The 26,267-nt window shown below is 71.0% G+C and carries 25 protein-coding genes; 14 read left to right on the top strand and 11 right to left on the bottom strand.

All coding sequences use genetic code 11. The features are described 5' to 3' along the window. The first annotated feature begins 171 nt into the window (after window positions 1–171). Window positions 172–780, top strand: coding sequence for a hypothetical protein (locus ACFUPX_RS14215; RefSeq protein WP_383320759.1), 609 nt, complete (start codon window positions 172–174; stop codon window positions 778–780). 2 nt (window positions 781–782) lie between these two features. On the opposite strand, the gene ACFUPX_RS14210 is transcribed toward ACFUPX_RS14215, so the two are convergent. Next, window positions 783–1,301 (bottom strand): hypothetical protein, encoded by a 519-nt coding sequence (locus ACFUPX_RS14210; protein ID WP_383320757.1) that lies wholly within the window; start codon window positions 1,299–1,301, stop codon window positions 783–785. Between the two features lie 40 nt (window positions 1,302–1,341). Between ACFUPX_RS14210 and ACFUPX_RS14205 the strand changes: the two genes are divergently transcribed. Continuing rightward, window positions 1,342–2,064 (top strand): 3-keto-5-aminohexanoate cleavage protein, encoded by a 723-nt coding sequence (locus ACFUPX_RS14205; RefSeq protein WP_383320756.1) that lies wholly within the window; start codon window positions 1,342–1,344, stop codon window positions 2,062–2,064. A gap of 76 nt (window positions 2,065–2,140) precedes the next feature. Here ACFUPX_RS14205 and ACFUPX_RS14200 read toward each other — a convergent pair whose 3' ends face one another. Further along, the gene (locus ACFUPX_RS14200) at window positions 2,141–2,734 is read right to left on the bottom strand and encodes a helix-turn-helix domain-containing protein (protein ID WP_383320754.1); all 594 of its coding nucleotides are present in this window, start codon (window positions 2,732–2,734) and stop codon (window positions 2,141–2,143) included. A gap of 96 nt (window positions 2,735–2,830) precedes the next feature. Between ACFUPX_RS14200 and ACFUPX_RS14195 the strand changes: the two genes are divergently transcribed. Further along, window positions 2,831–3,979: an aryl-sulfate sulfotransferase gene (locus ACFUPX_RS14195; RefSeq protein WP_383320752.1), complete on the top strand. Its 1,149-nt coding sequence runs from the start codon at window positions 2,831–2,833 to the stop codon at window positions 3,977–3,979. A 5-nt stretch (window positions 3,980–3,984) separates the two neighbouring features. Further along, window positions 3,985–5,298: a uracil-xanthine permease family protein gene (locus ACFUPX_RS14190; protein ID WP_383320750.1), complete on the top strand. Its 1,314-nt coding sequence runs from the start codon at window positions 3,985–3,987 to the stop codon at window positions 5,296–5,298. On the opposite strand, the gene soxR is transcribed toward ACFUPX_RS14190, so the two are convergent. Beyond that, the gene (gene soxR, locus ACFUPX_RS14185; RefSeq protein ID WP_383320748.1) at window positions 5,252–5,722 is read right to left on the bottom strand and encodes a redox-sensitive transcriptional activator SoxR; all 471 of its coding nucleotides are present in this window, start codon (window positions 5,720–5,722) and stop codon (window positions 5,252–5,254) included. The genes ACFUPX_RS14190 and soxR overlap by 47 nt on opposite strands. Window positions 5,723–5,851: 129 nt before the next feature. On the opposite strand from soxR, the gene ACFUPX_RS14180 reads away from it, so the two are divergent. Then, the gene (locus tag ACFUPX_RS14180) at window positions 5,852–6,316 is read left to right on the top strand and encodes a MaoC family dehydratase (RefSeq protein WP_383320746.1); all 465 of its coding nucleotides are present in this window, start codon (window positions 5,852–5,854) and stop codon (window positions 6,314–6,316) included. 51 nt (window positions 6,317–6,367) lie between these two features. Here the strand turns inward: ACFUPX_RS14180 and ACFUPX_RS14175 are convergent, their stop codons facing one another. From ACFUPX_RS14175 to ACFUPX_RS14165, 3 genes are all read right to left on the bottom strand, one after another. Beyond that, complete coding sequence (locus ACFUPX_RS14175) at window positions 6,368–7,003, bottom strand: TetR/AcrR family transcriptional regulator (protein ID WP_383320745.1); 636 nt, start codon at window positions 7,001–7,003, stop codon at window positions 6,368–6,370. A 68-nt stretch (window positions 7,004–7,071) separates the two neighbouring features. Further along, on the bottom strand, window positions 7,072–7,362 hold the full coding sequence (locus ACFUPX_RS14170; protein WP_383320743.1) for a YiaA/YiaB family inner membrane protein: 291 nt from the start codon (window positions 7,360–7,362) through the stop codon (window positions 7,072–7,074). Window positions 7,363–7,473: 111 nt separating this feature from the next. Then, window positions 7,474–8,625 carry an acyl-CoA dehydrogenase family protein gene (locus ACFUPX_RS14165; RefSeq protein ID WP_383320741.1) on the bottom strand — a complete coding sequence of 384 codons (1,152 nt, stop codon included), beginning with the start codon at window positions 8,623–8,625 and terminating at the stop codon, window positions 7,474–7,476. A 96-nt stretch (window positions 8,626–8,721) separates the two neighbouring features. On the opposite strand from ACFUPX_RS14165, the gene ACFUPX_RS14160 reads away from it, so the two are divergent. The 3 genes from ACFUPX_RS14160 to ACFUPX_RS14150 are packed head-to-tail and all read left to right on the top strand — an operon-like array spanning window position 8,722 to window position 11,227. Next, window positions 8,722–9,372, top strand: coding sequence for a TetR/AcrR family transcriptional regulator (locus tag ACFUPX_RS14160; RefSeq protein ID WP_383320739.1), 651 nt, complete (start codon window positions 8,722–8,724; stop codon window positions 9,370–9,372). 43 nt (window positions 9,373–9,415) lie between these two features. After that, on the top strand, window positions 9,416–10,120 hold the full coding sequence (locus tag ACFUPX_RS14155; RefSeq protein ID WP_383320738.1) for an ArsR/SmtB family transcription factor: 705 nt from the start codon (window positions 9,416–9,418) through the stop codon (window positions 10,118–10,120). A gap of 60 nt (window positions 10,121–10,180) precedes the next feature. Further along, window positions 10,181–11,227 carry an urea transporter gene (locus ACFUPX_RS14150; protein ID WP_383320736.1) on the top strand — a complete coding sequence of 349 codons (1,047 nt, stop codon included), beginning with the start codon at window positions 10,181–10,183 and terminating at the stop codon, window positions 11,225–11,227. Here the strand turns inward: ACFUPX_RS14150 and ACFUPX_RS14145 are convergent. The 3 genes from ACFUPX_RS14145 to ACFUPX_RS14135 form a co-directional block, all read right to left on the bottom strand. Further along, window positions 11,193–12,548, bottom strand: coding sequence for an MFS transporter (locus ACFUPX_RS14145; protein ID WP_383320734.1), 1,356 nt, complete (start codon window positions 12,546–12,548; stop codon window positions 11,193–11,195). The two genes, ACFUPX_RS14150 and ACFUPX_RS14145, sit on opposite strands and share 35 nt — an antisense overlap. 157 nt (window positions 12,549–12,705) lie before the next feature. After that, a complete protein-coding gene (locus ACFUPX_RS14140) occupies window positions 12,706–13,788 on the bottom strand; it encodes a Zn-dependent alcohol dehydrogenase (RefSeq protein WP_383320732.1) in 1,083 nt (360 codons plus the stop codon). A gap of 35 nt (window positions 13,789–13,823) precedes the next feature. Continuing rightward, window positions 13,824–15,212, bottom strand: coding sequence for an aldehyde dehydrogenase family protein (locus tag ACFUPX_RS14135; RefSeq protein WP_383320731.1), 1,389 nt, complete (start codon window positions 15,210–15,212; stop codon window positions 13,824–13,826). Window positions 15,213–15,540: 328 nt separating this feature from the next. On the opposite strand from ACFUPX_RS14135, the gene ACFUPX_RS14130 reads away from it, so the two are divergent. The 6 genes from ACFUPX_RS14130 (at window position 15,541) to ACFUPX_RS14105 (ending at window position 23,457) form a co-directional block, all read left to right on the top strand. Further along, on the top strand, window positions 15,541–16,755 hold the full coding sequence (locus tag ACFUPX_RS14130; protein ID WP_383320729.1) for a S8 family peptidase: 1,215 nt from the start codon (window positions 15,541–15,543) through the stop codon (window positions 16,753–16,755). 177 nt (window positions 16,756–16,932) lie between these two features. Beyond that, entirely contained in the window at window positions 16,933–17,961 is a 1,029-nt protein-coding gene (locus ACFUPX_RS14125; protein WP_383320727.1) for a LacI family DNA-binding transcriptional regulator, read from the top strand. 127 nt (window positions 17,962–18,088) lie between these two features. Next, the gene (locus ACFUPX_RS14120) at window positions 18,089–19,435 is read left to right on the top strand and encodes an ABC transporter substrate-binding protein (protein ID WP_383320725.1); all 1,347 of its coding nucleotides are present in this window, start codon (window positions 18,089–18,091) and stop codon (window positions 19,433–19,435) included. Continuing rightward, window positions 19,432–20,328, top strand: a complete 897-nt coding sequence (locus tag ACFUPX_RS14115) for a carbohydrate ABC transporter permease (protein WP_383320723.1) — start codon at window positions 19,432–19,434, stop codon at window positions 20,326–20,328. Before ACFUPX_RS14120 ends, ACFUPX_RS14115 begins: the two co-directional genes overlap by 4 nt. Further along, window positions 20,325–21,209 (top strand): carbohydrate ABC transporter permease, encoded by an 885-nt coding sequence (locus ACFUPX_RS14110; protein WP_383320722.1) that lies wholly within the window; start codon window positions 20,325–20,327, stop codon window positions 21,207–21,209. The genes ACFUPX_RS14115 and ACFUPX_RS14110 overlap by 4 nt, the downstream gene beginning before the upstream one ends. A gap of 13 nt (window positions 21,210–21,222) precedes the next feature. Beyond that, window positions 21,223–23,457: a glycoside hydrolase family 3 N-terminal domain-containing protein gene (locus ACFUPX_RS14105; RefSeq protein WP_383320720.1), complete on the top strand. Its 2,235-nt coding sequence runs from the start codon at window positions 21,223–21,225 to the stop codon at window positions 23,455–23,457. A gap of 10 nt (window positions 23,458–23,467) precedes the next feature. On the opposite strand, the gene ACFUPX_RS14100 is transcribed toward ACFUPX_RS14105, so the two are convergent. Further along, window positions 23,468–24,712 carry an MFS transporter gene (locus ACFUPX_RS14100; protein WP_383320718.1) on the bottom strand — a complete coding sequence of 415 codons (1,245 nt, stop codon included), beginning with the start codon at window positions 24,710–24,712 and terminating at the stop codon, window positions 23,468–23,470. Continuing rightward, entirely contained in the window at window positions 24,712–26,154 is a 1,443-nt protein-coding gene (locus tag ACFUPX_RS14095) for a CitMHS family transporter (RefSeq protein ID WP_383320717.1), read from the bottom strand. Before ACFUPX_RS14095 ends, ACFUPX_RS14100 begins: the two co-directional genes overlap by 1 nt. Between the last annotated feature and the right edge of the window lie 113 nt (window positions 26,155–26,267).

Genomic DNA, 26,267 nt, shown 5'->3' with positions numbered 1-26,267 from the left:
AAGATGAACATGCGTCGCTTTTCCAGAATCGCCACATCATCACTGCTCAGCGCTCCACATCGCGGGGCCGATGACAGCAATCTGAAATCCGATGGGCCACAAGGGAGCCGAATCGCAAGTCGATACGTCTACTCGGCAACGTCCGAGAACGTGCGACGGAGGTGCAGGGCGATGGCCGGATTCCGGAGTCTCGCGAGACAGGTGCGTGATCCGCTGAGCGATTTGGCGCTGCGACGGTACTCGCTGCGCAAGTGCCTGGAGAGGTTCGCCCCTTACGGCCACCGGGCGACCTGGGACCATCTGTGCTCCCGGGCGGGCTTCGGGCCCGAGGACCGGTCGCCCGACCCGGCGCGGCTGGTGGCCGCGCTCGATGAACTGGAAGCGGCTCGCGCCGTCTGGCTCGCCTACGAGGAGGGCTTCGCGGAACGCCGCCGCAAGGAGAAGCACGACGGGCTCCGCAGGCCCGGCAGCGAGGACGACTGGCACCGCTGCACCTGGGGAGGATGCGGGGTCGCCTGGTGCGACGATCCCGGCGTCCACCCCTCCGAACCACTCGCCGAGGTCCTGCGCCGGCTGATAGCGGCGCTCGAGCGGGACCCGGGCACGGTCTGCCCGGTGTGCGCGCGGACCGACCTCGTCTGGACTCCCGGCCTGGCGCACGATCCCTCTTCGGGCGCCGTCTGCACGGGCTGCGGAATCGTCGTGCCGGACCCGGTGCTCACGCCCGCCGCGATGGCACGGGCGCGGGCACGACGGGAACGGCCGCTGGTCTCCGTCTGACGTCAGGGCGTCGCCACGTCCCACTGGATGGCCAGCTTGAACTCGGCGAACATGAGCGGCGCGGCGATCTTCACGTCGCCCGCGCCGCGGGCCGATATCTTCAGGCCGACCGGTGTCCGCGGGTGCACGAACATCTGCCAGGTGTGGGTGCGGTACTGCCCGCCCCTGGTCGGCACCCAGTCGGTGGTGGCCGTCGAGTCGTACCCCGTGGAGCCGCCGAGCGGGTCGCGCACATAACGGGCGCGGTACTCGGTGGGCCGGTCGTCCGGCTCCCAGAAGATCATCGCCGACAGGGTGCCCCAGCCGTCGTGGCTGGGCCAGATGAGCCCGGACCTGGCGTCGGGGAACTGCGACGGGTTGGTGCTGCCCTTGCTCGGCTCGTGCATGTGCCACGGGTCGTACGACTCCTCGGCGTCCGCGTACGGAAACCGCACGAGGTGGTAGCCGTCGCGGTCGTACGTGATTCTCTGCGGTCCCGTGCGCGCGGAGTCCCACTTCAACGAACAGATGGCGATTCCCACCGGCGCTCCCCCTGTGTCTGGTCGTCTGTGCTGTCCTGTGGTGATGCAGGTATGTCTGAACGGCGCCCGCGGCGCGGGCGATGGTGCGTTGATCCCGTTGTCGCCCGCGGCGATGGCCGAGGCCGTGGCACAGGCCGTCGCGGCCGGGGCCCGGGATGTCCATGTACACCCCAAGTCCCCCTGCGGGCAAGACACGTTGGCGCCACGTGCGGTTGCGGCCGCGCTGACGGCGATCCGGTCCGCGGCCGCCGTCCCGGTGGGGGTCACCACCGGCGCCTGGGCCGAACCGGACCCGGAGCAGCGGGTGGCGCACATCCGCGCGTGGACCGTGCTGCCGGACCACGCTTCGGTCAACTGGCACGAGCCGGGCGCGGAGGAAGTGGCCGAGGCTCTCCTGGACCGGGGCGTGGGTGTGGAGGCGGGCATCTGGTCCGGCACGGACAGCGCGGAACGGTTCGCGGCGTCCGGGCTCGGCCCCCGGGTCCTGCGGGTCCTCGCGGAGGTCACGGACCCCGACCCGGCCACGGCCCGCGATTCGGCCCGCGCTCTCCTGGCCGTGATCGGCCGGGCCCATGGGCGGCCCGTGCTGCTGCACGGCGAGGAGGGCGGCACCTGGCCGGTGCTGGGGCTGGCGGGGCGCCTGGGGCTTGCTACCCGGATCGGCCTTGAGGACACGTTGGTCCTGCCGGACGGGGGGCGGGCTTCCTCCAACGCCCAGCTGGTCTCGGCGGCACTGTCCCTCCTTGGACCGCCGCCCCGGTAAGGGCTTGATGGACGGCGCGGGCCGCCTGTCCGGAAACGAACAGACTTTCCCACCCAGCGGGTGACGCCGCCCCGCCTCAGCAGCCCCTGTCGTCCACCACCCTCACCCCGTCCGCGATCCCGACCACCAAGACCCGCGTACCCTCCTCCAACGGGCGCCAGCGGTGCGGTAGTTCGGCCGCGCAGTACAAAGTGTCGCCTCGCTCCAGGCGGTACACGGAACCGTCCGCCTCCACCTCGGCCGAGCCGTCGGCCACGTACAGGATCTCGTCGTTGCGGTGGCGGTACTCGCGCCCCCACTCGTGATTCCCGGTGAACTCCAGGGCGTGCAACCGCTGATGGCCCCGGACCAGCGGCCGCATCCGGCCCGCAGTGCCACCCGGGCCCTCGCCCGCGCCCTCGCTCACGGACGCCGATCCGCCGCGCACCACATCCACCGGCCTCGGCGGATCCGCCGAGGCAAGGAGCTGGACGGCCGTCGTGTCCAGGGCGTCGGCGATGCGCTGGAGGGATCCCATGCTGGGCCGGGAGCGGCCGTTCTCGACCTGGCTGAGGAAGGGCGCCGAGACCCCTGCCCGCGCCGCCACATCGGCCAGCGTCAGGTCCAGGGCGCGGCGCAGCCTGCGGATCCCGGGACCGATCTGCGGGGTGTCCGCATCACTCGTACCCATATCGCGAAGCCTATCTCCTGGGTTAACGTCTTCCGCACTGCTTAAGAAACTTAAGTAGAGGTCCTGCGCAGCAGACGACGAGAGGACGGATCCCCCATGCCCAACACCCCCCGCGTAGACCAGAATCAGCGCCGCCGCCGCGGCACCGGCCTGATGGCCCTGGACGAGGACGCCAGCTTCGGCGGCTACACCCTCTTCGCCCCGCTCACCGGCAGCGGCGAGGTCTATCTGATCGACGCCCACGGCGAGATCGCCCACCAGTGGAACCTCCCGCACCGCCCGGGACGCCAAGCGCGGATCCTGCGGAACGGGAACCTCGCCTACAACGGCGTACTGCCGGACGAGCCCGCGCTCTTCCCCATGTGGCACAAGTACCGCGGCGGCATCATGCAGGAGGTCGCCCCGGACAGCACGGTCCTGCGCGAGCACCGCGACCGCTTCCAGCACCACGACGCGCACCACTACGGCGACGGGCGGATTCTCTACACCGCCCTCGAACCCCTGGCCGGCGCGGACGCCGCGGCCGTCCGCGGCGGCGTGCCCGGCTCGGAAGCCGCCGACGGCACCATCTGGGCGGACACCATCGTCGAGGTCGACGCCGAGGGCAACACCACCTGGGAGTGGAGGGTCTCCGAGCACCTCGGCCGCGCGGACTTCCCCCTCCACCCGGACTACGCCCGCGAGCACTACCCCCTGATCAACAGCGTCCTGCCGACCAGCGACGGCAACATCCTCGCCAGCTTCCGCTCGGTCTCCGCCGTCGTCGTCATATCCCGCGAGACGGGCGACATCATCTGGCGCTCCGAGCCCGGCGTCGTCTCCCAGCAGCACTGCCCCACCGAACTCCCGAACGGCAACTTCCTCGTCTTCGACAACGGCGTCTTCCGGCCGCACTGGGACGTTCCGTTCAGCAGGGTCGTGGAGATCGAGCGGGCGAGCGGCAAGATCGTCTGGGAGTACCACGACCCGGCCCGCGAGTCGTTCTTCGCGCCCTTCATGGGCAGCGCCCAGCGCCTGGCGAACGGCAACACCCTGGTCACCGACTCCCCCGCGGGCCGCCTCTTCGAGGTCACCGCGGACGGCTATCTCTGCTGGGAGTACGTCGTGCCGTTCTTCGGGGGCTACGAGGAGGAAGAGGTCCGCAAGCTCTTCCCCTCCGAACCCAACGCCGTCTTCCGCGCCTATCGCTATGCCGCGTCCGAACTGCCCTGGCTCACCCCGGCCGCCGCACCAGCGAAGGGCTGAGCCCCGTGGTCGCCGCCGTCGACGAGCGCCTCCCGCTGCCGCGCCTCGCGCCGCTCGCCCTCCAGCATCTGCTGGCCGGGATCGCGGCCCCTGTCTCCTCGGTGATCCTGATCGGCACGACCCTGCGCCTGACCGCCGCCCAGACGGCCTCGCTGCTCAGCGCCACGCTCGTACTCTGCGGGATCGGGGCGCTGCTCCAGTCCCTGGGGGTGCGGGCGCTGCGGGTCGGCGCCCGGCTGCCGTTCCTGATGCTGCCGGGCGGGGCCGCGGTGGCGATCTTCCTCCAGATCGGGAAGGAGTACGGGGCCACGACGGCGTCCGGCTCCGTCGTCATCGCCGCGGTGTTCCTGATCTGCGTACTGCCCTTCTACGGACGTGTGGTGCGGCTGTTCCCGCCGCTGGTGATGGGAACGACGGTCGTCCTGATCGGCATCAACATGATCAAGGTGACCGCGCCGATGGTGGCGTCGGGGCCCGGCCCCGGTTTCGCCACGCTCGGCGTCATCGCGGTCCTCTTCCTCGTCCTGCGCGGCGTGTGGCGTCAGATGGCGGTGCTCCTCGGCCTCGTGGGCGGCACCGCCATCGCGCTCCTGCTCGGCACGGACATCCATCTCGCGTCCGGCGCCGCGTTCGCGCTGCCGGACCCGTTCCCCTACGGCGCCCCGCACTTCGACCTGCTCGCCGCGATCCCGCTGCTCGTCTTCGCGCTCGCCTCGCTCGCCGAGGCCACCGGGCAGACGGTGCTCAACAGCGAGGCGGTCGGCCGCACCCCTGACGCGGGCCGGGACGTGCCGCGCATCGCCCGCGCCGACGCCCTCGTCTCGCTGGGCGCCGGTGTCTTCGGCACCTCGCTGATGGTGACGAGCGCCGAGAACATCGGCATCGTCCAACTGACGCGCGTACGCAGCCGGTTCGTCACGGCGGGCGCGGGGGTGCTGCTCGTCGTCTGCGGTCTGCTCACCCCGCTGACGCGGCTGCTCGCCGCCATCCCCGAGCCGGTGGTCGGCGCCGCCGGTCTTGTCATCTACGCGGTGATCGCCGTGCTCGGCTTCAGCATGCTCTCCCGGGTCGACCTCACGCACGGCACCGACAGCGTGGTCGTCGCCCTGGCGCTGGTCGTGGGGCTGCTGCCGGTGATGGCCCCGGGCCTGTACGCGCCGCTGCCGCCCTGGGCGCACACGATCTTCGGCAGCGGAGTGGCGGCCGGGGCGCTGGCCGCGGTGGTCCTGAGCGTGACCTTCCGGCACCTGGGGCCGCGCGAGCAGCCCGAGGTCACGACGTCCGGGGCCGCCGCTCCACCAACAGACGGGAGCCGGTGAGGCGTTCGCCGAAGACGTCGTCGGGGTTGGAGAGCACGCAGTTCTCCAGGGAGAGGCAGCCGCAGCCGATGCAGTCGGTGAGGTGATCGCGCAGGCGGCCCAACTGCGTGATGCGTTCGTCAAGTTCCGAGCGCCAGGTCTCCGAGAGGCGCGCCCAGTCCTCGCGGGTGGGGGTGCGCTCCTCGGGGAGCGAGTCGAGCGCGTCGCGGATCGTGGCGAGCGGGATGCCGACGCGCTGGGCGGCGCGGACGAAGGCGACGCGGCGCAGCGCGTCACGGTGGTAGCGGCGCTGGTTGCCCGACGTACGGCGGCTGGAGATCAGGCCCTTGGACTCGTAGAAGTGCAGGGCGGACACGGCCGCGCCGCTGCGGGCCGACAGCTGGCCGACCGTGAGCTCATGGATCTTCTCTGGGATCTGGGGCACCCCTCACACCCTAATGGCTGGCCCGCCGCCACCCCATGACCGGTCCACCGACCGGTCCGTTGACACACGTCGGCGCACACCGCATGCTGAGCAAGCGCTTAGTTCGAATACTTTGAGGAGGCCAGGGACATGGCAGAGCCGAGGATCTTCGCGTCGCCCGACGACCTGCGTGCCGGGGTCGGCGAGCAGCTCGGGCACAGCGAATGGCTCGAGGTCGACCAGAAGCGGATCGACCTGTTCGCCGACGCCACGGGCGACCACCAGTGGATCCACGTGGACGTGGAGAAGGCGGCACAGGGCCCCTTCAAGACGACCATCGCGCACGGCTATCTGACGCTGTCGCTGCTGCCGGCCCTGGTGCCGCAGGTCATGCGGGTCGAGGGCATGAAGATGGGTGTCAACTACGGCACCAACAAGGTCCGTTTCCCCTCCCCGGTGCCCTCGGGCTCTCGGGTGCGGGCGACCGCCGTACTCAAGGAGGTCGAGCGGACCAAGGACGGCGGCGTGCAGGTGACGGCCACGGTCACCGTCGAGCGCGAGGGCAGCGAGAAGCCCGCCTGCGTCGCGGAGTCGGTCTCCCGCTACTACTTCTGAGGCCTCACTACTTCTGAGGCCGCCCGCCACTCCTTCTGTGGCGTGCCGGGGTCAGGAGGAGGCCTGCTCCTTGACCCCCACCATGCGCAGCACGAGGTCGGCGTAGAGCGCGCCGACCTCGTCGGGCGTCCGGTGCCCCGCGACGTTGAACCAGCGGGCCACGTCGATGCAGAGCGAGAGCACGGCCAGCGTGGTGCCCGGCACGTCGGGGACGTCGAACTCCCCGTCCCGCACCCCGTCGTTGATCATGTCCCGCACGGCGGCGTCCGACCGGCGGCGCAGCGCGACGATCTCCGTGCGGTGCTCCTCGCCGAGGGCGTCCAGTTCGTACTGGACCACGCGGGCCGTGGTGTGGTGGTCGGCGTGCCAGCGGACGAAGGAACGCACGGCCTCGGCGAGCCGCTGCGCCGCGCTGCCAGGACCGTCGGCCGCGGTGCGCAGGACCCGCAGGGCCTTGTCGTGGCCGATCCTGCTGATGCGGTGGAGCAGCTCTTCCTTGGTCTTGTAGTGGATGTAGAGCGCCGCCGGGCTCATACCGGCGCGGCCGGCGATGTCCCGGGTCGTCGTCGCGTGGTACCCACGCTCGGCGAAGGCCTCCACGGCGGCGATCAGCAGCCGCCGCGCCGCATCAGGCGTGACCTCGCCCCATGGCAGGTCATCCCCCTCGGTCTGCTCCGCCGTGCTCATCGCCCACTCCTTCCGCCGTTCGGAGGGACACCATACCCCCGGCGGTGAGCAAGCGCTTAGGACGGCGGTCAGGCGACCGGCTTGAAGGGGTCGTGTTCGGCGAGGATCTTCTCCAGACGGGCCTGGTCGACGCGGCTGACGATCTGGCCCGCCTCCTGCTTGTCCCTGACCACCTTGGCGAGGGTGAAAGCGGACGTCGTCAGGTACAGGACGGAAATGGCGAGGAAGGCGCGGATCCAGCCGCTGACGTCGAGGCTGTAGATGCCGATCGCCACGGCGCCGATCGCCACGGCGAACGACGCGACCGCCTGGCCGTAGTAGGCGGTACTGCTCTGCTGCTTGACCGGTGTCTCACTCATGGTCAGAGCTTCGCCCCACGGCCGCCGCGCCACATCCGCTCCCGTACTCAGCTTCCGTACTCAGCTTCCGTACTCAGCTCGCGCGCACGGGCGGGTGACCGGCTCACGCCCTCAGAACGCCGAGACCCCGGTCAGCGCCCGGCCGATGACCAGCTTCTGGATCTGGCTCGTGCCTTCGTAGAGCGTCATCACGCGTGCGTCGCGCAGCAGCTTGCCCGCCGGGTACTCGTCGATGTAGCCGTAGCCGCCGAAGACCTGGAGCGCGTTGTTGGCGGCGCGCACCGCGGCCTCGGAGGCGAACAGCTTGGCCTTGGAGGACTCCGTGGTGAAGGGCTGCCCGCGGTCGATGAGGTCGGCGACCCGCCAGGTCAGCAGGCGCGCGGCGTCCACGTCCACCGCGATGTCGCTGATCAGCTCCTGCACCAGCTGGTGGCCCGCGATGGACTTGCCGAACTGCTCGCGCTGGGTCGCGTACGTCACCGCCGCGTCGAGGGCGGCCTGGGCGATGCCCACACACCCGGCGGCGACCGACATCCGCCCCTTGGCCAGCGCCGACATGGCGACCGAGAAGCCCTTGCCCTCGGGCGCCATCATGGCCGACGCCGGTACGCGGACGTCCTCGAGGACCAGCTCGGCGGTGGCCTGGCCGCGCAGGCCGAGCTTGCCGTGGATGGTGCGCCGGCCCAGGCCGGGGGCGTCGGTGGGCACCAGGAAGGCGGAGACGCCCTTGTGCCCCGGGGTGTCGTTCGTCCGCGCGAAGAGCAGCACGACATCGGCCCAGCTGCCGTTCGTGATGAACATCTTGGAGCCGTTGATGACGTAGTCGTCGCCGTCGCGCACGGCCTTCGTGGAGAGGTTCCCCGCGTCGGACCCGGTGCCCGGCTCGGTGAGCCCGAAGCACCCCACGAGCTCCCCCGAGGTGAGCCCCGGCAGCCACTGCCGCTTCTGCTCCTCGCTCCCCCAGTACGCGATGGTCTTGGCCACGAGGCCGAGCGAGACCGACACGATGCCGCGCACGGAGGAGTCGCCGCGCCCCAGCTCCTCGGTCACCAGGCAGTACGCGAGGTGGTCGCCGCCCGAACCGCCGTACTCCTCGTCCACGGTGAGCCCGAGGAAGCCGACCTCGCCGAGCTTCTTCACGATGGACCGGTCCACGCTCTCCGCGCGGTCCCACTCGATGACGTGCGGGGCGATCTCGCGGGCCACGAAGTCCTTGGCGAGCTGCCGGACGGCGGACTGCTCCTCGCTGAGCTCCAGATTCATCGGGGGCACCTCTTCGGGTCGACTCTTCGGACCGATCTTCGGGCCGGATTTAAATTAGCACTGCTAGTTTCTTGCGGCAGCCCTACTATGTGCCGCATGGCCCGACCGCGCAAGCCCCTCCTCAGCAGAGATCGCATCGTCGAGACGGCGCGCGCGCTCGTGGACTCCGAGGGCCTCGCCGCCGTCTCGACGCGCCGCCTGGCCGCCGAGCTCGGGGTCAGCGGACCCTCGCTCTACAACCACTTCCGCACGAAGGACGAGATCCTGGAGGCGGTCGCGGACTCGGTGAGCGCACAGGTCGACCTGTCGATGTTCGAGGCCGCCGACGGGCGCGGCTGGCGGACGGCGCTGCACGACTGGGCCGTCTCCTATCGCGCGGCGCTCACCCTGCACCCCAACATCGTTCCGGTGCTCGCGTCGGGCCCCGGCCGCCGTCCGGCCGGGCTGCGGCTCGCGGACGCGGTGTTCGGCGCGATGGTCGACGCGGGCTGGCCCGCCGCGCAGGCCACGTCGATCGGCGCGCTGATGCGGTACTTCATCATGGGCTCGGCCCTGGGCTCCTTCGCCGGGGGCTTCGTGGACGACCAGGCCGCGTACGACCCCGCCGACTATCCGCACCTGGGCCAGGCCCACCTCCTGGCCGACCGCCAGCAGGAGATCGACGAGCGCGCCTTCGAGACGGGCCTCGACGCGCTGCTCGACGGGCTCGCGCTCCAGTACACGCAGGTGGCGGCGCCCGCGGGCTGACGTTTCGGCGTACACCGAACGGTTGTCGGCGCATCCTTGCACCATGACGGACCCCGCAACCCCTCACCTCGCCGCGCTCGCCGGGCTCATCGCCGACGAGACGCGCGCCGCCTGCCTGCTCGCGCTCCTGGACGGCCGGGCCTGGACCGCGGGCGAGCTCGCGCGGCACGCGGGGGTCGCCGCGTCCACGCTCAGCGAGCACCTGGGAAAGCTGGTCGCGGGCGGGCTGCTCACCGAGGAGCGCCAGGGACGCCACCGCTACGTCCGCATCGCCGACGCGCGGGTGGCGCAGCTGGTCGAGGACCTGACCGCGTACGTACGCCCCGGCGGGGCCTCGGTCCGGCCGCCGCGCACGCTGCGGGAGTCCAGCGCGAGCGGGGCGATGGCGCGGGGGCGCACCTGTTACGACCACCTGGCGGGCCACTTGGGGATCACCATCACCCGGGCGATGACGGAGCGCGGGCTGCTGCGCCAGGACACGGGGTTCGCCCTGACCGACGAAGGGGTGGGCTGGTTCGGGGAGTTGGGCATCGGCCTGGAGCACACCGGCAGGCGTCCACTGGCCCGTGCCTGCCTCGACTGGACGGAACGCAGACCGCATCTGGCGGGGGTCGCGGGCGCGGCGCTGTGCCGCCACGCGCTGGCTGCCGGGTGGTGCGTGCGGATCGGTTCGGAGCGGGCGGTCAAGGTGACGCCTGCCGGGGGCCGGGCGCTGGAGACGCACCTCGGTATTCCCGCACTCCGATAAGTAGATGTAAGGTGCATCTGTCTTGTCGGGGGAAACATGGACGAAACACGGGAGCGAGCCGTGCGGCACTCAACGGATGCCAAGGACCAGCCACTTGGCGCCCGGTCCTTCGCCGCCCACGTCCTGCGCGGCCAGGCGCAGGTCACCTTTCTGCCCAGCACGGCGGCGGGCGCCCTCTTCTGCGTGGCGCTCTTCGCGGCGGGCTGGGAGTACGGCCTCTACGGGCTTGCGGGAACGGCCGTCGGCACAGCGACGGCGCGGCTCCTCGGGGCGGCGCACGACCGCGTCTCGACCGGCCTCGAAGGCTTCAACGCCTGCCTCACCGCGCTCTGTTTCGCGGTGTTCCTGGGCGCCGGACACCTCTCCACGGCCGCGCTCGCCCTCGCGGGCTGCGTGGTGGTCACGGTCGTGACGGCGGCGGCCGTCAACGTCCTCGCCCTCTGGGGCCTGCCCTCGCTCACGCTCCCGTACTGCCTGCTCGCGAGCGCGACGACGATCGCGGCTCCCGGCTTCGAGCGGGTCTGGCACCACGGGGACGCCCTGGCCGCACTGACCCGAGCGGCGACGGGCCCGACCACGCTCCAACCCATCGACCTGGCGCGGGCGTTCTTCGCCGACTTCGCCCAGATCTTCTTCATGCCGCAGTGGTACGTCGGTGCGGTGCTGCTCGTGGGCCTCTTCGTGGCGAGCCGTCGCGCGGGGGCCGTGGCGTGCGTCGGCAGCGTGGTCGGGATCGGTTCGGCGTGGGCGCTCGGGGCGCCGGCCGCCCAGATCGCCGACGGCTCGATGGGATACAACTCGGTGCTCGTCGCGCTCGCGCTGTGCGGCGTCTTCCTACCGGCGCGGGGCGCGACGCTCGCGTACGCGGTGGTGGGCGCCGCCACGGCGACCGCCGTCAGCTCGGCCATGTCGGCGCTCCTCGCGCCGTCCGGCGGGCACACCTTCACCTGGCCGTTCGTCCTGACGACGCTCGCGTTCCTGGCCGCGGCCAAGTCCTTCTCGCGGTTGCGTACGACGGCTCCGGCGCCGTCGGGTGCGACGGCGCCGGGGCTGTCCCTGACGGACGGGGACGTCAGCGGGAACCCGCCCGCCCCGCAAGCACCTTGATGGAGATCAGGGCGATCACGGCGAGGCCGATGATGTACGCGGCGACGGCCATCGACGTGCCCGTCGCCTCCAGGAGCAGCACCATCACGAACGGCGCGAGCCCGCCGCCGAACACGGCCGCGATCTGGTAGCCGAGCGAGGCTCCCGTGTAGCGCATCTCGGCCGTGAAGAGCTCCGCGAAGAGCGCGGCCTGCGGCCCGTACATGATGCTGAGGAAGCAGCTGGTCACGAAGGTGCCGACGGCGAGCCACAGCAGCGAACCGGTGTCGATGAGCAGGAACATCGGCACGGCCCAGACCGCGAGTCCCGCGGCCCCGATGGCGTAGATCCGCAGCCGCCCGATGCGGTCGGAGAGCGCGGCGGACGCCGGGATCAGGGCGAGTTGGGTGAGGCTCACGCAGAGCGAGACGGTGAGGACCGCGCTGCGTTTCATGTCGAGTTCACGGGTGGTGTAGTCGAGGACGCCGGTGATGATGATGTAGAACGTCGCGGTGTTCACGGCGAAGGAGCCGCCGGCCAGGAAGACCGTGCCGAGGTGGTGACGCAGGATGGTGCGCAGCGGCGAGTTGCCCTTCTCGCCCCCTGCGTCCTTCCGCCCCTTCTCCTTCTCGGCGAGGGCCCGCTCCGCCTCGCGGAACTCCGGGGTCTCCTCGACCCGTGTATGGATGTACCAGGCGAGCACGAGCACGAGGAGCCCGACCATGAAGGGCACCCTCCAGCCCCATGCCTCGAAGATGCTCTCGCTGGTGACGGCGCCGGCGATCAGGAAGACCGTGTTGGCGGTCACCACGCCGATGGGGACGCCCAGTTGGACCAGGCTGCCGTAGAGGCCGCGCTTGCCCTCGGGGGCGTACTCGGTGGCCATCAGCATCGCGCCGCCCCACTGCGCGCCGACCGCGATGCCCTGGAACACGCGGAGGGTGACGAGCAGGATCGGCGCGGCGATGCCGACCGTCTCGTACGTGGGGAGCAGGCCGATGCCCGTGGTGGAGATGCCCATCAGGGTCAGCGCGATGACGAGCATGGGCTTGCGGCCACGCTTGTCGCCGAGGTGGCCCGCGATGACGCCGCCGATGGGGCGGGCCAGGAAGCCCACGGCGAAGGTCGCGAACGCGGCGAGCACTCCGGCGGAGGAGCTGCCCGAGGGGAAGTAGAGATCGCCGAGGACGAGGGCGGCGGCGATACCGAAGACGAAGTAGTCGTACCACTCAACGGCGGAGGCGAGGGCGGCGGCGGTGGCCACTTTGCGGCGGTGGGGATCCGCCGGTGACGCGGGAACGGCAGCGGGGAGAGGAGCTGCCGAGGTCGGTGCGGGGTCCATGCGGGTGCACACTCCGGTGGGTCCGGGGACGGGACAGGGGGTGGGCGTGTGATTGCAGGGACCGTACCGACCAGTGGGTATGTGGTCAACGGTGCACGCAGCCGGACGGGCTGGAATCTCCAGCCCGTCCGGCATTTGAGGACGAACTCGGCGAAGACTAGAACACCACCAACGCCCGACCCCCCTTGCCCGCGACCATGTTCTCGAAGGCCGCGGGGATCCCGTCCAGCGCGATCCGGTCCGTCACCAGGCCGCTCAGGTCGAACCGCCCCGCCCGGATGTGATCGGCCAGGACCGGCAGGTCCACCGAAGGGTCGGAGTTCCCGTAGACGCACCCGGACAGCGTCCGGCCCCAGTGGAAGATCTCCAGGGCGTTGAAGGAGACCTGCTGATCCTTGCCGCCGATGCCGACCACCGTCGTACGCCCCCCGCGCCGCGTCGACTCCCAGGCCGTACGGATCGTCACCGCACGCCCCACGCACTCCACCGCCACGTCCACACCCTGACCACCAGTCAGCCCACGGATGTCCTTCGCCGTCTTCGCGGAGGCGACCACGTACTCCGTGGCCCCGGCCGACCGCGCCAACTCCTCCTTCTCCGGGGAGACATCGACCGCGATGATCTGCGCGGCACCGGCGATCCGTGCCGCCTGGAGCGTCGCGAGGCCCACTCCCCCGACCCCGAACACCGCCACCGTCTCGCCCGCGCGGACCTTCGCGCAGTGGTGGACGGCGCCGTACCCGGTGAGCACGGCGCAGCCGAGGAGGGCGGCATCCGTCAGCGGGACGCCGTCCGGGGCGGGCAGCACGCAGTTGCCCGCGACCACCGTCTCCTCGGCGAACGCGGCCACGTTCAGACCGGGGTGGAGGTCGGAGCCGTCCGAGGCACGGTGGGCGTACACGTTGGCGGCGCCGGCCAGCGCGTTCACGCACAGCCACACCTCGCCCAGCGAGCACGGGTGACAACTGCCGCAGGAGGGAGCCCAGTTGAGGACCACTCCGTCACCCGGAGCGACATGTGTGACGCCCTCGCCCACGGACACCACCGTCCCCGCGCCCTCGTGACCGAGCACGGCGGGCACGGGCACCCGCATCGTGCCGGTGGTCAGGGACAGGTCGGAGTGGCAGACCCCGGCGGCGGCGAGGCGCACCCGCACCTGGCCCGGGCCCGGCTCGGGCAGGTCGATCTCGGTGATCTCCAGGGGAGAGCCGACGGCGGGCAGAACAGCGGCGCGGACCACGGTGACGTACTCCTTAGAAGGCGTGGAACAGGGGTTCAGAACTGGAGGGACTTGGTCTGGAGGTACTCCGTGAGTCCGTGCGGGCCCAGCTCGCGGCCGACCCCCGACTGCTTGTAACCCCCGAACGGGGCAAGGGGGTTGAAGCTGCCGCCGTTGATGTCGACCTGCCCGGTGTCCATGCGGCGGGCGAAGGCGATGGCCTCCGCGTCGTCGGCCGCCCAGACCGCGCCCGCGAGCCCGTACACGGTGCCGTTCGCGATCCGCAGGGCGTCGTCCTCGTCCTCGTACCTGATGATCGAGACGACCGGCCCGAAGATTTCTTCCTGGGCGATCGTCATCTCGGGGGTGACGTCGGCGAAGACCGTCGGCTGGACGAAGTAGCCCTGCTCGCGCGGCGCTTCGGAGCCGCCCGCCACCACCCGGGCACCCTCCTCGACCCCCTTGTCGATGTAACCCCGCACGCGCGCCTGCTGCTTGGCGTTGACGACGGGGCCGATGCGGGCGCCGTACTTGGCCGCGGCGTCCGCCGCGAGCGAGACCGCCTCGTCGTAGCGCGCGGAGTCCACCAGCATGCGGGTCCAGGCGCTGCACGTCTGGCCCGAGTTGGACATGACGTTGGCGACGCCGACGTTGACCGCCTTGGCCAGGTCGGCGCTGGGCAGGATGACGTTGGCGGACTTGCCGCCGAGCTCCAGGGCGACGCGCTTGACGGCAGCGCCCGCCGTCGCGCCGATCTGCTTGCCGACCGCCGTCGAGCCGGTGAAGGAGACCAGGTCGACGCCCTCGTGCTCGGCGAGCGCCTGTCCCGCGACCGGGCCGAGCCCGGTGACCAGGTTGAAGACGCCCGCGGGGATGCCCGCCTCGTGCGCGGCCTCGGCGAAGAGCTGGGCGGTGAGCGGGGTGTCCTCGGCGGGCTTGAGGACCACCGTGCAGCCGGCGGCGAGCGCGGGGGCGACCTTGTTGACGATCTGGTGGAGGGGGTAGTTCCAGGGCGTGATCGCGCCGACGACGCCGACCGGCTCCAGGTAGACGGTGGAGTTGCCGATCTTCTCCTCGAACGCGCACGTCGCCGCGAGCTCGGCGTAGGACCCGGAGACCAGGATCGGCACGCCCGCGTGCACCATCTGCGAGAACGGGAGCGGGGAGCCGAGCTCCGCCGTCACCGTCTCGGCGATCTCGTCCTTGCGCGCCACCAACTGGTCGCGCAGCGCCCCGATGAGCGCGCCGCGCTCGGCGGGCGGGGTCGCGGCCCAGGACGGGAAGGCCTCGCGGGCGGCTCGTACCGCCGCGTCGACGTCCTGTGCCGTCCCGGCGGGGACCTGACCGACCGGCTGTTCGTCGGCCGGGTTCAGGACCGTGATCGTGTCCGTACCGACGGCGGGCCGCCAGGCGCCGCCGATGTACATGCCGTCGTGGGCCTTCATGGCACTCCTCAGATAGTCGTCAGGACCTCGTCCGCACCCCAAACTAGCGCTGATAGTTTTTTGGCACCAGGGGCGTCGGAGCAGGGGACATTCCCCCCGGGTCGACACCTACCCCCCGAGGGTTCCGCCGGCATTCCGTTTCGTGCACGTGACAGACACATGTCAAGACGCCAACTCCCTTGATCTACGCCCGTAGAGCCTCCAGTCTGCTGTTCGCGCCGAGAGCGGAACGCACCGCTCCCGGCTGTGTGTGCGATCACGCACACGCCCCCACAGTTGCGCCGCCCGACCCAGGGCGCGCGCCGCCTATGAGGAGGACTCCCTCGTAATGGCAATGCTGCGCAGCAAGAAGACTGTGATCGCCGCGGCGATCTCGACCGCCACCGCCGCCACTCTGTTCGGTGCGGTCACCGCCCTTCCGGCCCAGGCCGCTCCCGCCGAAGGCACCGTGATCGGGGCCGGTTCGGCCGACGCCGTCCAGGGCAGCTACCTCGTCACGCTGAAGAAGGACTCGGGTCTCAAGGCCGCCTCGACCCAGGGCAAGGGCCTGATATCCGGGTACGGCGGGTCGGTGCGGAAGACCTTCAAGTCCGCGCTCAACGGATACACCGCCGACCTGAGCGCGGCGGAGGCGAGACGCCTCGCCGCCGACCCCGCGGTCGCGACGGTCGAGCAGAACCGGCGGGTCCAGGCCGACGCGACCCAGTCCAACGCCCCCTGGGGCCTGGACCGCATCGACCAGACGAGCCTGCCGCTGTCCGGCACCTACACCTACCCGGACACCGCGGGCTCGGGCGTCACCGCGTACGTGATCGACACGGGCGTGCGCATCACGCACTCCGAGATCAGCGGGCGCGCGGTGAACGGCTACGACGCCGTGGACGGCGACAACACCGCCCAGGACGGCAACGGCCACGGCACGCACGTGGCCACCACCATCGCGGGCAAGACGTACGGCGTCGCCAAGAAGGCCAAGATCGTGGCCGTCCGCGTGCTCGACAACAACGGCTCCGGCACGACCGCCGGTGTCGTCGCGGGCATCGACTGGGTGACCTCCAACCACGCGGCGGGCGCCCCCGCCGTGGCCAACATGTCGCTCGGCGGCGGCGCCTCCACCACGCTCGACAACGCGGTGAAGAACTCCATCGCCGACGGCGTCAGCTACGCGGTCGCCGCGGGCAACGAGGGCGTCAACGCCTCCTCGTCGTCCCCGGCGCGGGTCCCCGCCGCCATCACGGTCGGCGCCACCAGCAACACGGACGCCAAGGCCAGCTGGTCCAACTACGGCTCGGTCCTGGACATCTTCGCGCCGGGTGTCTCGATCAAGGCGGGCTGGAACACCAGCGACACCGCCACGAACACCATCTCCGGTACGTCGATGGCCACCCCGCATGTCGCGGGCGCCGCGGCGGTCTACCTGGCCGGCCACACCTCGGCCACGCCCGCGCAGGTCTCCACGGCGCTGGTGAACGGAGCCACCTCGGGCAAGGTCACGAGCCCCGGCACCGGTTCGCCGAACAAGCTGCTCAAGATCGTCCAGTAGTACCCCGGTTCACACCCGGGCAGTACCCCGTTCCCCGGAGGCAGCCGGCGCCTCCGGGGAACGTCTGCGTGCACGGAGCCTCTCCTCTAGGCTTCACGTCAACTCCGGTGTTCCGGAAGTCTTCTGCAAAGTTTCGAGAATGCGTCCGGAACGGTAAGGGCGTGACGGGGACTCGTCATGGGAGGTGGGGAAGTGAGCCGGTCAAGGAGCAAGGTGACCATCACGGAGATAGCCCGGCAGGCGGGTGTCTCGGTGCCGACGGTGTCGCGGGTGGTCAACGGCCGGTCCGACGTGTCCGAGGAGACCCGCGCGCGCATCGAGGACCTGCTGCGGGAGCACGGCTACGAGCGCCGGGCGACCGCGCCGGGAAGCCGCGCCGCCCTCGTCGACCTGGTCTTCAACGACCTCGACAGCCCCTGGGCCGTGGAGATCATCCGCGGTGTCGAGGAAGTGGCGCACGCGGCCGGTGCGGGCACGGTCGTCTCCGCGATCCACGGCGCTTCCGGCTCGGCCCGCCAGTGGATGAAGAACCTGCGGGCCCGCGCGTCGGACGGCGTGATCCTGGTGACCTCCGTCCTGGAACCGATGCTCCACGACGAGCTGCGGCGGCTCGGCGTGCCGCTCGTCGTGATCGACCCGGCGGGATCACCCGCCCTCGACGCACCGACCGTGGGCGCCACCAACTGGGCGGGCGGCATGGCGGCGACGGAGCATCTGCTCTCGCTGGGCCACCGCAGGATCGGCTTCATCGCGGGCCCGCCGAGGCTCCTGTGCTCCCGGGCCAGGCTCGACGGGTACCGTGCGGCGCTGGAGAGCGCGGGCGTGCCCGTGGACGACGCGCTGATCGTGCCGGGCGACTTCTACCACGCGTCCGGGTTCGCCGGAGCGGGCGAGCTCCTTGCCCTCGCCGAGCCGCCGACCGCGCTCTTCGCCGCCAGTGACCAGATGGCCCTCGGCGCCATCGAGGCCCTGCGGCGGCGCGGCCTGCGCGTTCCCGAGGACCTCAGTGTGGTGGGCTTCGACGATCTGCCGGAGGTCAGCTGGTCGGCTCCGCCCCTGACGACCGTGCGCCAGCCCCTGTCCGACATGGGGAAGCTGGCGGCCCGCACGGTGCTGCGGCTCGCGCTCGGCGAGGAGCCCGCCTCGCCCCGCGTCGAGCTGGCCACGGAGCTCGTGGTGCGGGCCAGCACGGCACCGCCCGCCTGAGCCCCCCTTCGTACGAAGGATCCGAACTCCCTTTCCTGTCAGGAGCGTTGACACGTCCGGACGCCGCCCGTAACTTCCGTGCGCATCGACCGATAATTTTCGGAACTCTTCCGGAAGGTGCGCCGCGATGCCTACCCCTCCCCTGCGCAGATCGCTCCGACCGCGCCGACGCATCCGTACGGCCCTGGCCACCGCGGCCCTGACGCTCGCTGCCACCGGCCTGTCCGCCTGTGGTGGCAGCGGCGGACCGCAGGACAGCGCGGGCGGCGGTGGCGCCGCGCTCCAGGCCTGGGTCTACGGCGACCCGTCGGCCTCCGTACAGCGCAAAGTCGTGGACCGCTTCAACAAGACCTCGGACGTCAAGGTCAAGCTCGTCGAGATCCCCGGCGAGGGCTATCAGGACAAGATGCGCACCTCCATGGGCACCGCCAACGCCCCCGACATCTTCTTCAACTGGGGCGGCGGTTCCATCAGCGACTTCGCCGCCAAGGACATGCTGGTCGACCTCGGCCCGTACATGAAGAAGGACCCGGAGCTGAAGAAGGCGTTCATCCCCTCGATCCTCGACGCGGGCCGCATCGACGGGACGTACTACGGCGTTCCGATGCGCGGCATGCAACCGGTGATCCTCTTCTACAACAAGAAGGTCTTCCGCGAGGCGGGCGCACAGCCCCCCACCTCCTGGGACGACATGCTCGACCTGATCGACACCTTCAAGGAGAAGGACGTCACGCCGTTCGCGCTCGCGGGCGCCGATCCGTGGACCGAGCTGATGTGGCTGGAGTACCTCCTCGACCGGTTCGGCGGCCCCGAGGTCTTCCAGAAGATCGTGGACGGCGACAAGTCCGCCTGGAGCGACCCCGCCATGATCAAGGCGGGCGAGACGATCCGCGATCTGGTCGACCGCGGGGCCTTCGGCAAGAACTACAAGTCCGTCAACTACACGGCGGACGGCGCCTCCACCCTCTTCGCCCGCGGCAAGGCCGCCATGCACCTGATGGGCAGCTGGGAGTACGCCAACCAGAAGGCCAACCAGAAGGAGTTCGCCAAGTCGGGCCTGGGCTGGACCTCGTTCCCCGCGGTGCCCGGCGGCAAGGGCGACCCCAAGGACGTCGTCGGCAACCCCACCAACTACTGGTCGGTCAACGCCACCCGGGTCAAGAAGGGCGAACGGCGCGACGCGGCGGTGAAGTTCCTGAAGTTCGCGTCGCAGCGGAGTTACGCCGAGGACCTCGTCGCCAACGGAGACGTACCGGCGACCTCGGACGCGAAGGCGCAGCTCACCGAGCACGAGAACCCCGAGTACGCCACGTATCAGTACGACATGGTGAGCGAGGCCCCGTCCTTCACGCTCTCCTGGGACCAGGCACTGCCCGCCAAGTTCACCTCGCCGCTCACCAACAACCTGCAGAAGCTCTTCAACGGCGATCTGAGCCCCAAGGGCTTCGCCGACGCGATGCGGGACGTGAAGTGAGCACGTCGTCCCGCGGCCCCGGCCCCCCCGGCCTCCTGTGGGCCGCGCCCGGCGCCCTGTTCTTCCTCTGCTTCGCGCTCGGCCCGCTCCTTCTCGTCGCCTATCTCTCCTTCACCGAGTGGGACGGTCTGGGCGGCCTGCCCTCCTTCCGCGGCACGGACAACTGGAGCCGCCTGTGGCAGGACTCCACGATGCGGGGCGCGGTGGTCCTGAGCCTGCTGCTCACCGCGCTGACCTGGCTCGTCCAGACGCCGATCGCGCTGCTGCTCGGCGTCTGGGCGGCGGGCAGGCAGAAGAACCGCGCGGTGCTCAGCGCCATCTTCTTCCTGCCGCTGCTCGCCTCGTCCGTGGCGCTCGCGCTGCTGTGGAAGACGCTCCTGGACCCCACCTTCGGCCTGATCGCCGACATCGGCCCGTGGATCGGCTTCGCGGACGGCGACGTGCTCGGCTCGTCGCGCGGCGCGTTCGGTGCGGTGATCTCCGTGGCGGCCTGGCAGTTCATCCCGTTCCACACACTGCTCTACCAGGGCGGCGCCCGGCAGATCCCGCGCTCCCTCTACGACGCGGCGTCGATCGACGGGGCGGGCACGGTCCGGCAGTTCTTCCACATCACGCTGCCGCAACTGCGCAACACCGTCATCACATCGACCGTCCTGATGGTGGTCGGCGCGCTGACGTTCTTCGACACCGTGCTGATCCTCACCGAGGGCGGCCCCGGCACGGACACCACGATCGTCCCCTACTGGATGTACGAGAGCGGCTTCGTCTCCCGCGACATGGGCTACGCGAGCGCGATCGCCACGGCGCTGGTCGTGGTCGCGACGGGCATCTCGCTCCTGCTCGTACGGCTCACCGGCTTCGCGGCGATGCGCTCCACCAGGGAGGGCCTGTGACCAGCACCCTGGAGCGGCCCGGCACCCGCACTCCCGCCCGGCCTCCCCGGCAGAGGCGCCGACGGCGCGGGCGCCCGAACCTCCCCGCCGGAGTCGCCTCGCTGCTCTGGCTCGTGATCATCGCGTTGCCGCTGTACGTCCTGCTCGTCACGACTCTCCAGACGCGTGACGCGTACTTCGACCGGGGCGGGCTCTCCGTCCCGACCGACCCGACGCTGGACAACTACCGCAAGGTCCTGGACAGCAGCTTCTTCACCTACCTCCTGAACACGGCGGTGGTGACGGTCGCCTGTGTCGCCCTCGTCCTGGTGCTCGGGGTGTGTGTCGGCTACGCGGTGGTGCGGGCGCGGGGCCGGGGCGCCCAGCGCCTGTTCCAGATGTTCCTGCTCGGACTCGCGATCCCCGCCCAGGCGGTGATCATCCCGGTCTTCCTGCTGATCACGAAGCTGGAGCTGTACGACTCGCTGCTCGCGGTGATCCTGCCGACGGCCGCGTTCGCGCTGCCCGTGAGCGTGCTGATCCTCGCCGGCTCGATGCGGGACATCGACGAGGAGCTGTACGAGTCGATGGCTCTCGACGGCGCGGGCCCGGTCCGCATCCTGCTGCGCCTGGTCGTACCGATGTCGCGCACCGGCATCTCCACGGCCGCCGTGTACACCGCCCTTCAGGCCTGGAACGGCTTCCTCTTCCCGCTGATCCTCACCCAGTCCCCCGAGTCCCGGGTGCTCACCCTCGGCCTCTACGACTACGTGGGCGAGTTCCGCGTCGACGTCCCCGCGCTGCTCGCCGCCGTGGTCCTTTCCGTCGTGCCCATCTTCGCCGTGTATCTCTTCGCCCGCCGTCAGCTGGTCGACGGTCTGATGGGCGCGGGCGGCCGCTGACTTGAGGAGTTTCATGGTCCACCCCTGGCAGGACACCACGCTGCCCGCGTCCGAGCGGGCCGCGGACCTGCTCGCCCGGATGACCGCACAGGAGAAGCTCGCCCAGCTCTACAGCGTCTGGCCGGGATCGGATGCCCAGGAGGAGAGCGCCGATGTGGCGCCGCTCCAGCACGAGGTGGCACAGCGCGTCGACATGGAGGAGCTGCTCCCCCACGGACTCGGCCAGGTGACACGCCCCTTCGGTACGGCGCCGGTGGAACCCGGCGAGGGCGCGGCCCGGCTCGCCGCCTTCCAGGAACGCGTGCGCGCCGCCAACCGGTTCGCCCTGCCCGCCGTCGCGCACGAGGAGTGCCTCACCGGCTTCACCGCCTGGCAGGCGGCCGTCTTCCCCACGCCGCTCGCCTGGGGCGCCTCCTTCGACCCCGACCTGGTCGGCAGGATGGCCGAGTCCATCGGTACGTCGATGCGCGCGGTCGGCGTCCACCAGGGGCTCGCCCCGGTCCTCGACGTCGTACGCGACCCCCGCTGGGGCCGCACGGAGGAGTCCATCGGCGAGGACCCCTATCTGGTGGCGACCATCGGCACGGCTTACGTCCGGGGTCTCCAGTCGGCGGGGATCATCGCCACGCTCAAACACTTCGCCGGGTACTCGGCCTCGCGCGGGGCCCGCAACCACGCCCCGGTGTCGATGGGCCCGCGCGAGCTGGCGGACGTCATCCTGCCTCCCTTCGAGATGGCGATACGGGACGGGGGCGCACGTTCCGTCATGCCCGCGTACAACGACCTGGACGGCCTCCCCGCCCACGCCCACCAGGCGCTTCTCACCCAACTCCTGCGCGAGGAATGGGGGTTCGCGGGGACGGTCGTCTCCGACTACTTCGGGGTGTCCTTCCTGGAGTCGGCGCACGGGGTCACCGACTCCAGGGCGGGAGCGGCGGCGCTCGCCCTGTCGGCGGGCGTGGACGTCGAGCTCCCGGCGGTGCGGTGCTTCGGGGCGGGGGACGCACCGCAGGACGTGGTGGACCGGGCGGCGCTGCGCGTACTGACCCAGAAGTGCGAGCTGGGCCTCCTGGACCCCGACTGGACGCCGACTCCGCCCCCACCGTCGCCCGTGGACCTGGACCCGCCCCATATGCGGGCGCTGGCGCGCGAGTTGGCCGAGGAGTCGGTGGTCCTGCTCGCCAACAGGGGCCGCACGCTCCCACTGGCGCACCACACGCGGATCGCCGTGGTCGGCCCGCTCGCCGACGACCCGGCGGCAATGCTCGGCTGCTACACCTTCCCGCGCCATGTGGGCGTCGAGCACCCGGGGTTGCCGATGGGCGTCGCCGTACCGACGCTGCTCCAGGCGCTGCGGGCGGAGTTCCCGGGGGCCACGTTCGTCGAGGACCCGGCCGATGCGCAGGTGTGCGTGGCCGTGGCCGGAGACCGCTCCGGGCTCTTCGGGCGGGGCACGTCGGGCGAGGGATGCGACGCGGCGGACCTGGAACTCCCGGACAGCCAGGGCGAGTTCATCGAGGCGGCTCTCGCTTCGGGCGTGCCCACGGTGCTGGTGCTCCTCTCCGGCCGGCCCTACGCGCTCGGGCGCTGGGCGGACCGTCTGGCCGGGGTGGTGCAGGCGTTCTTCCCCGGCGAGGAGGGCGGCGGCGCCGTCGCGGGCGTGCTTTCGGGGCGGGTCAATCCGTCGGGGCGGCTGCCGGTCGGCGTGCCCCGCGAGCCGACGGGCCAGCCCTGGACGTATCTGGCTCCCCCGCTCGGCCACCGGGGCGAGGCGAGCAACCTCGATCCGACGCCACTGTTCCCGTTCGGGCACGGGCTCTCGTACACGACGTTCGCATGGGACGTGTCCCCTGCCGCCGCCGAAGCCTCCGTCGAACTGCCCACGGACGGCGAGACGACCCTGCGCGTCACGGTCACCAACACAGGTGATCGCCCCGGAGCCGAGGTCGTCCAGCTCTACCTCCACGACCCCGTGGGCCGGGTGGCGCTCCCCGTGGCCCGCCTGGTCGGCTACGCCCGAGTGCCGCTGCTGCCCGGCGAGTCCGCGGAGGTCCACGCCACGTTCCACGCGGACCTGGCCTCGTACACGGGCCCCGAGGGCCACCGGATCGTGGACCCGGGCGCCCTGGAACTCCGCGTCGCCGCGTCCAGCGCCACGGTCCACCACCGGGTGCGGCTGACCCTGACGGGGCCTGAGCGGATCGTGGGCCATGAGCGGAGTATGAGGTGTGAGATGCGGGTGAAGTAGGGGGACCGGGTCAGCCCCTCCGGCGTTTGAGGAGCGGGGGTCTGGGGGCAGAGCCCCCAGTTTCGGGAAGGGGCGGGATTGGGGAGGGCCCCGCAGGGCTACCACGCCTCAGCCCCAACCCGGCCGCCACCAACAGCAACCCGCCCAGCATCACGAACGGCGCCGCAACCCCCGCAACCCCCGCGATCAGCCCCGCCCCGGCTGGGGCAGCGACCTGCCCCAGCCGATTACCCGTAAGCCGCAACGCAAGAGCCGTAGACCGCGCCCCGTCCGGAGCCGCCTGCACCACCGTCGTCATCGACAACGGCTGCCCGACCCCCAGGCAGAAGCCCAGCAGCACGAGCATCACCCCCAGCCCCCACACGGGCACCGGCAGCGCGACCCCCGCACACAGCACGGCGGCCAGCAGACACGTGACCACGATCAGCACCGTACGGCCGAGAAGGTTGATCAGCGGTGTCATCACGAGCCGGCAGGCGATCGTCGCGGCGGCCCGCAGCGAGAGCAGCACGCCGACCGTCGCGGGCGCGATGCCCCGGTGCTCGCCGACCACCGGCAGGTAGGCCGTGAGGATGTCCGTCGCGGAGAGCACCGCGAGGCTGATGAAGATCCCCGCGGGCACGCCACGGGTGCGCAGGATGCCGAGCACCGGCACCCTGTCCCCCCGCTTCGGCGAGCCACCGGCGGGGCGGACGTGCTCGATGCGCCACAGCGAGGTGAGCGAGACGGCGGCGACCGCTCCGGAGACGACCAGGGCGAGGGAGCTCGTCCGGCCCATGTCGCCGCCGATGAGGGACCCGGCGGCGATCGGCCCGACCAGCTGCCCGAGCGAGGCGCCGATCGTGAAGTGCCCGAAGTTGCGGTCCTGTTCGTCGGGCGCGGACTGCCGCGCCACGATCGACTGGGCGCCGATCACGAAGCAGAGGTGGCCGAGCCCCATCACGCCGCTCCACGCGGCGAGCGCGCCGAGCGAACCCGCCGTACCGCTGAGCGCGCACCCTCCCGAGATCAGGACGACGCCGACCGGCAGGAGCGGCGCGCACCGCCCGTGGTCCGTCCTGCGCCCGAGCGGCACGGCGGCGAAGAGCGGGAGCAGGGCGTACACACCGGCGATGACGCCGATCGCCGCCTCGTCGGCGCCCAGCGAGAGGGCCCGGTAGGAGACGGCCGGACGCGCCATCGACACCGCCCCCTGCGCGAAGCCGAAGGCGATGACAAGGCGCAGCAACCAGGCGCGGCCCGGTGTCGATGGCATCAGATGATGCCGAAGAGGATTCCGGAGCCGAGCACCACGAGCGAGGTGAGCACGGCCCATTTGACGGTGAACTTGGTGTGGTCGCCGAACTCGACCTTGGCCATGCCGACCAGGACGTACACGGCGGGCACCAGCGGGCTCGACATGTGCAGGGCCTGGCCCGCGATGGAGGCGCGGGCGATCTCCAGGGTGCTGACGCCGTGCGCCTGGCCCGCCTCGGCGAGGACCGGCAGGACGCCGAAGTAGAAGCCGTCGTTCGACATGAAGTACGTGAGCGGCAGCGACAGCAGGCCGGTCACCAGGCCCATCTGCGGGCCCATGCCCTCCGGGATCGCGTCGACGAGCCAGGTGGCCATGCTGTCGACCATGCCGGTGCCCTGGAGGACGCCGGTGAAGACGGCTGCGGCGAAGACCATGCCGGTGACGTTGAGGACGTTCTCCGCGTGGGCGGCGATACGGGCCTTCTGGTCGGGCATGTGCGGGAAGTTAATGGTCAGGGCGAGCGCGGCGCCGAGCAGGAAGAGGACCGGGATCGGCAGCCACTCCATGATCATGGCGGTGAGCAGGACCACGGTGAGACCGGCGTTGAACCAGTAGAGCTTGGGGCGCAGGGTGGAGCGGTTCGGGTCGAGCCCCTGGAAGCCGTCGTCGTCATCGTCATCGGCCTCGCCGGAAGCTCCGGGGCCCTCGGATGCGTCCGTTCCGGACCCCGCTGCGCCGGTGGTCTTCTTGGTGAGCGACATGCGCCCGCCGCCGGCGCCGCCGCCAGCGCCCACCAGGACGGTCTCGCTCGCGGTCTCCTTCTCCAGGACCTCGTCGAGGGAGAGCGTGCCGAGCCGCTTGCGCTCCCGCAGGCCCAGTGCGTAGGAGAGCAGGAAGACGGCCACGAGCCCCATGGCGAGCGCCGGGATCATGGGGACGAAGATGTCGGCGGCGTCGACCTTGAGCGCGGTCGCGGCACGGGCCGTCGGGCCGCCCCAGGGCAGGGTGTTCATGACGCCGTTGGCGGTGGCCGCGACGCCCGTCATGACGACGAGGCTCATCTTGAGGCGTTTGTAGAGCGGATACATCGCCGAGACCGTGATCATGAAGGTCGTCGAGCCGTCGCCGTCGAGCGAGACGATCGCGGCGAGCAGCGCGGTGCCCACCACGATGCGCACCGGGTCCGCCTTGCAGAAGCGCAGGATGCCCCGGACGATCGGGTCGAAGAGGCCGACGTCGATCATGACGCCGAAGTACACGATGGCGAACATGAGCATGGCCGCCGTGGGCGCCAGATTCCCGACGCCTTCGAGGACGTAGTCCCCGAGATGGGCTCCCTTTCCTACGAACACGCAGAAGAGCGCGGGGATCAGCACCAGTGCCGCGATCGGCGACATCTTCTTCATCATGATCAGCACCAGGAAGGTGGCGATCATGACGAATCCGAGGATTGTCAGCATGGGGGCTACCTAACGTTCACCATCGAACTCCCACCAGGTCTGGCGGTCCGGTTGACGTTAGGACCCGCTATCCGGCGTTAACAAGATGTTGACGTGCGAGCAATAAGCGCAAA

It is taken from the genome of Streptomyces sp. NPDC057302 (assembly GCF_042667685.1).
Lineage (GTDB): Bacteria > Actinomycetota > Actinomycetes > Streptomycetales > Streptomycetaceae > Streptomyces.
Note: the sequence above shows the minus strand (reverse complement) of the source record. Positions and strands in the feature narration are given on the sequence as shown.

What these genes read in the sequence shown, in the direction of transcription:
- ACFUPX_RS14215 (WP_383320759.1), top strand. Translation starts at nt 172, where the DNA reads ATGGCCGGATTCCGGAGTCTCGCGAGACAGGTGCGTGATCCGCTGAGC.
- ACFUPX_RS14200 (WP_383320754.1), bottom strand. Translation starts at nt 2,734, where the DNA reads ATGGGTACGAGTGATGCGGACACCCCGCAGATCGGTCCCGGGATCCGC.
- ACFUPX_RS14195 (WP_383320752.1), top strand. Translation starts at nt 2,831, where the DNA reads ATGCCCAACACCCCCCGCGTAGACCAGAATCAGCGCCGCCGCCGCGGC.
- ACFUPX_RS14180 (WP_383320746.1), top strand. Translation starts at nt 5,852, where the DNA reads ATGGCAGAGCCGAGGATCTTCGCGTCGCCCGACGACCTGCGTGCCGGG.
- ACFUPX_RS14175 (WP_383320745.1), bottom strand. Translation starts at nt 7,003, where the DNA reads ATGAGCACGGCGGAGCAGACCGAGGGGGATGACCTGCCATGGGGCGAG.
- ACFUPX_RS14170 (WP_383320743.1), bottom strand. Translation starts at nt 7,362, where the DNA reads ATGAGTGAGACACCGGTCAAGCAGCAGAGCAGTACCGCCTACTACGGC.
- ACFUPX_RS14165 (WP_383320741.1), bottom strand. Translation starts at nt 8,625, where the DNA reads ATGAATCTGGAGCTCAGCGAGGAGCAGTCCGCCGTCCGGCAGCTCGCC.
- ACFUPX_RS14160 (WP_383320739.1), top strand. Translation starts at nt 8,722, where the DNA reads ATGGCCCGACCGCGCAAGCCCCTCCTCAGCAGAGATCGCATCGTCGAG.
- ACFUPX_RS14155 (WP_383320738.1), top strand. Translation starts at nt 9,416, where the DNA reads ATGACGGACCCCGCAACCCCTCACCTCGCCGCGCTCGCCGGGCTCATC.
- ACFUPX_RS14145 (WP_383320734.1), bottom strand. Translation starts at nt 12,548, where the DNA reads ATGGACCCCGCACCGACCTCGGCAGCTCCTCTCCCCGCTGCCGTTCCC.
- ACFUPX_RS14135 (WP_383320731.1), bottom strand. Translation starts at nt 15,212, where the DNA reads ATGAAGGCCCACGACGGCATGTACATCGGCGGCGCCTGGCGGCCCGCC.
- ACFUPX_RS14130 (WP_383320729.1), top strand. Translation starts at nt 15,541, where the DNA reads ATGGCAATGCTGCGCAGCAAGAAGACTGTGATCGCCGCGGCGATCTCG.
- ACFUPX_RS14125 (WP_383320727.1), top strand. Translation starts at nt 16,933, where the DNA reads ATGGGAGGTGGGGAAGTGAGCCGGTCAAGGAGCAAGGTGACCATCACG.
- ACFUPX_RS14120 (WP_383320725.1), top strand. Translation starts at nt 18,089, where the DNA reads ATGCCTACCCCTCCCCTGCGCAGATCGCTCCGACCGCGCCGACGCATC.
- ACFUPX_RS14105 (WP_383320720.1), top strand. Translation starts at nt 21,223, where the DNA reads ATGGTCCACCCCTGGCAGGACACCACGCTGCCCGCGTCCGAGCGGGCC.
- ACFUPX_RS14100 (WP_383320718.1), bottom strand. Translation starts at nt 24,712, where the DNA reads ATGCCATCGACACCGGGCCGCGCCTGGTTGCTGCGCCTTGTCATCGCC.
- ACFUPX_RS14095 (WP_383320717.1), bottom strand. Translation starts at nt 26,154, where the DNA reads ATGCTGACAATCCTCGGATTCGTCATGATCGCCACCTTCCTGGTGCTG.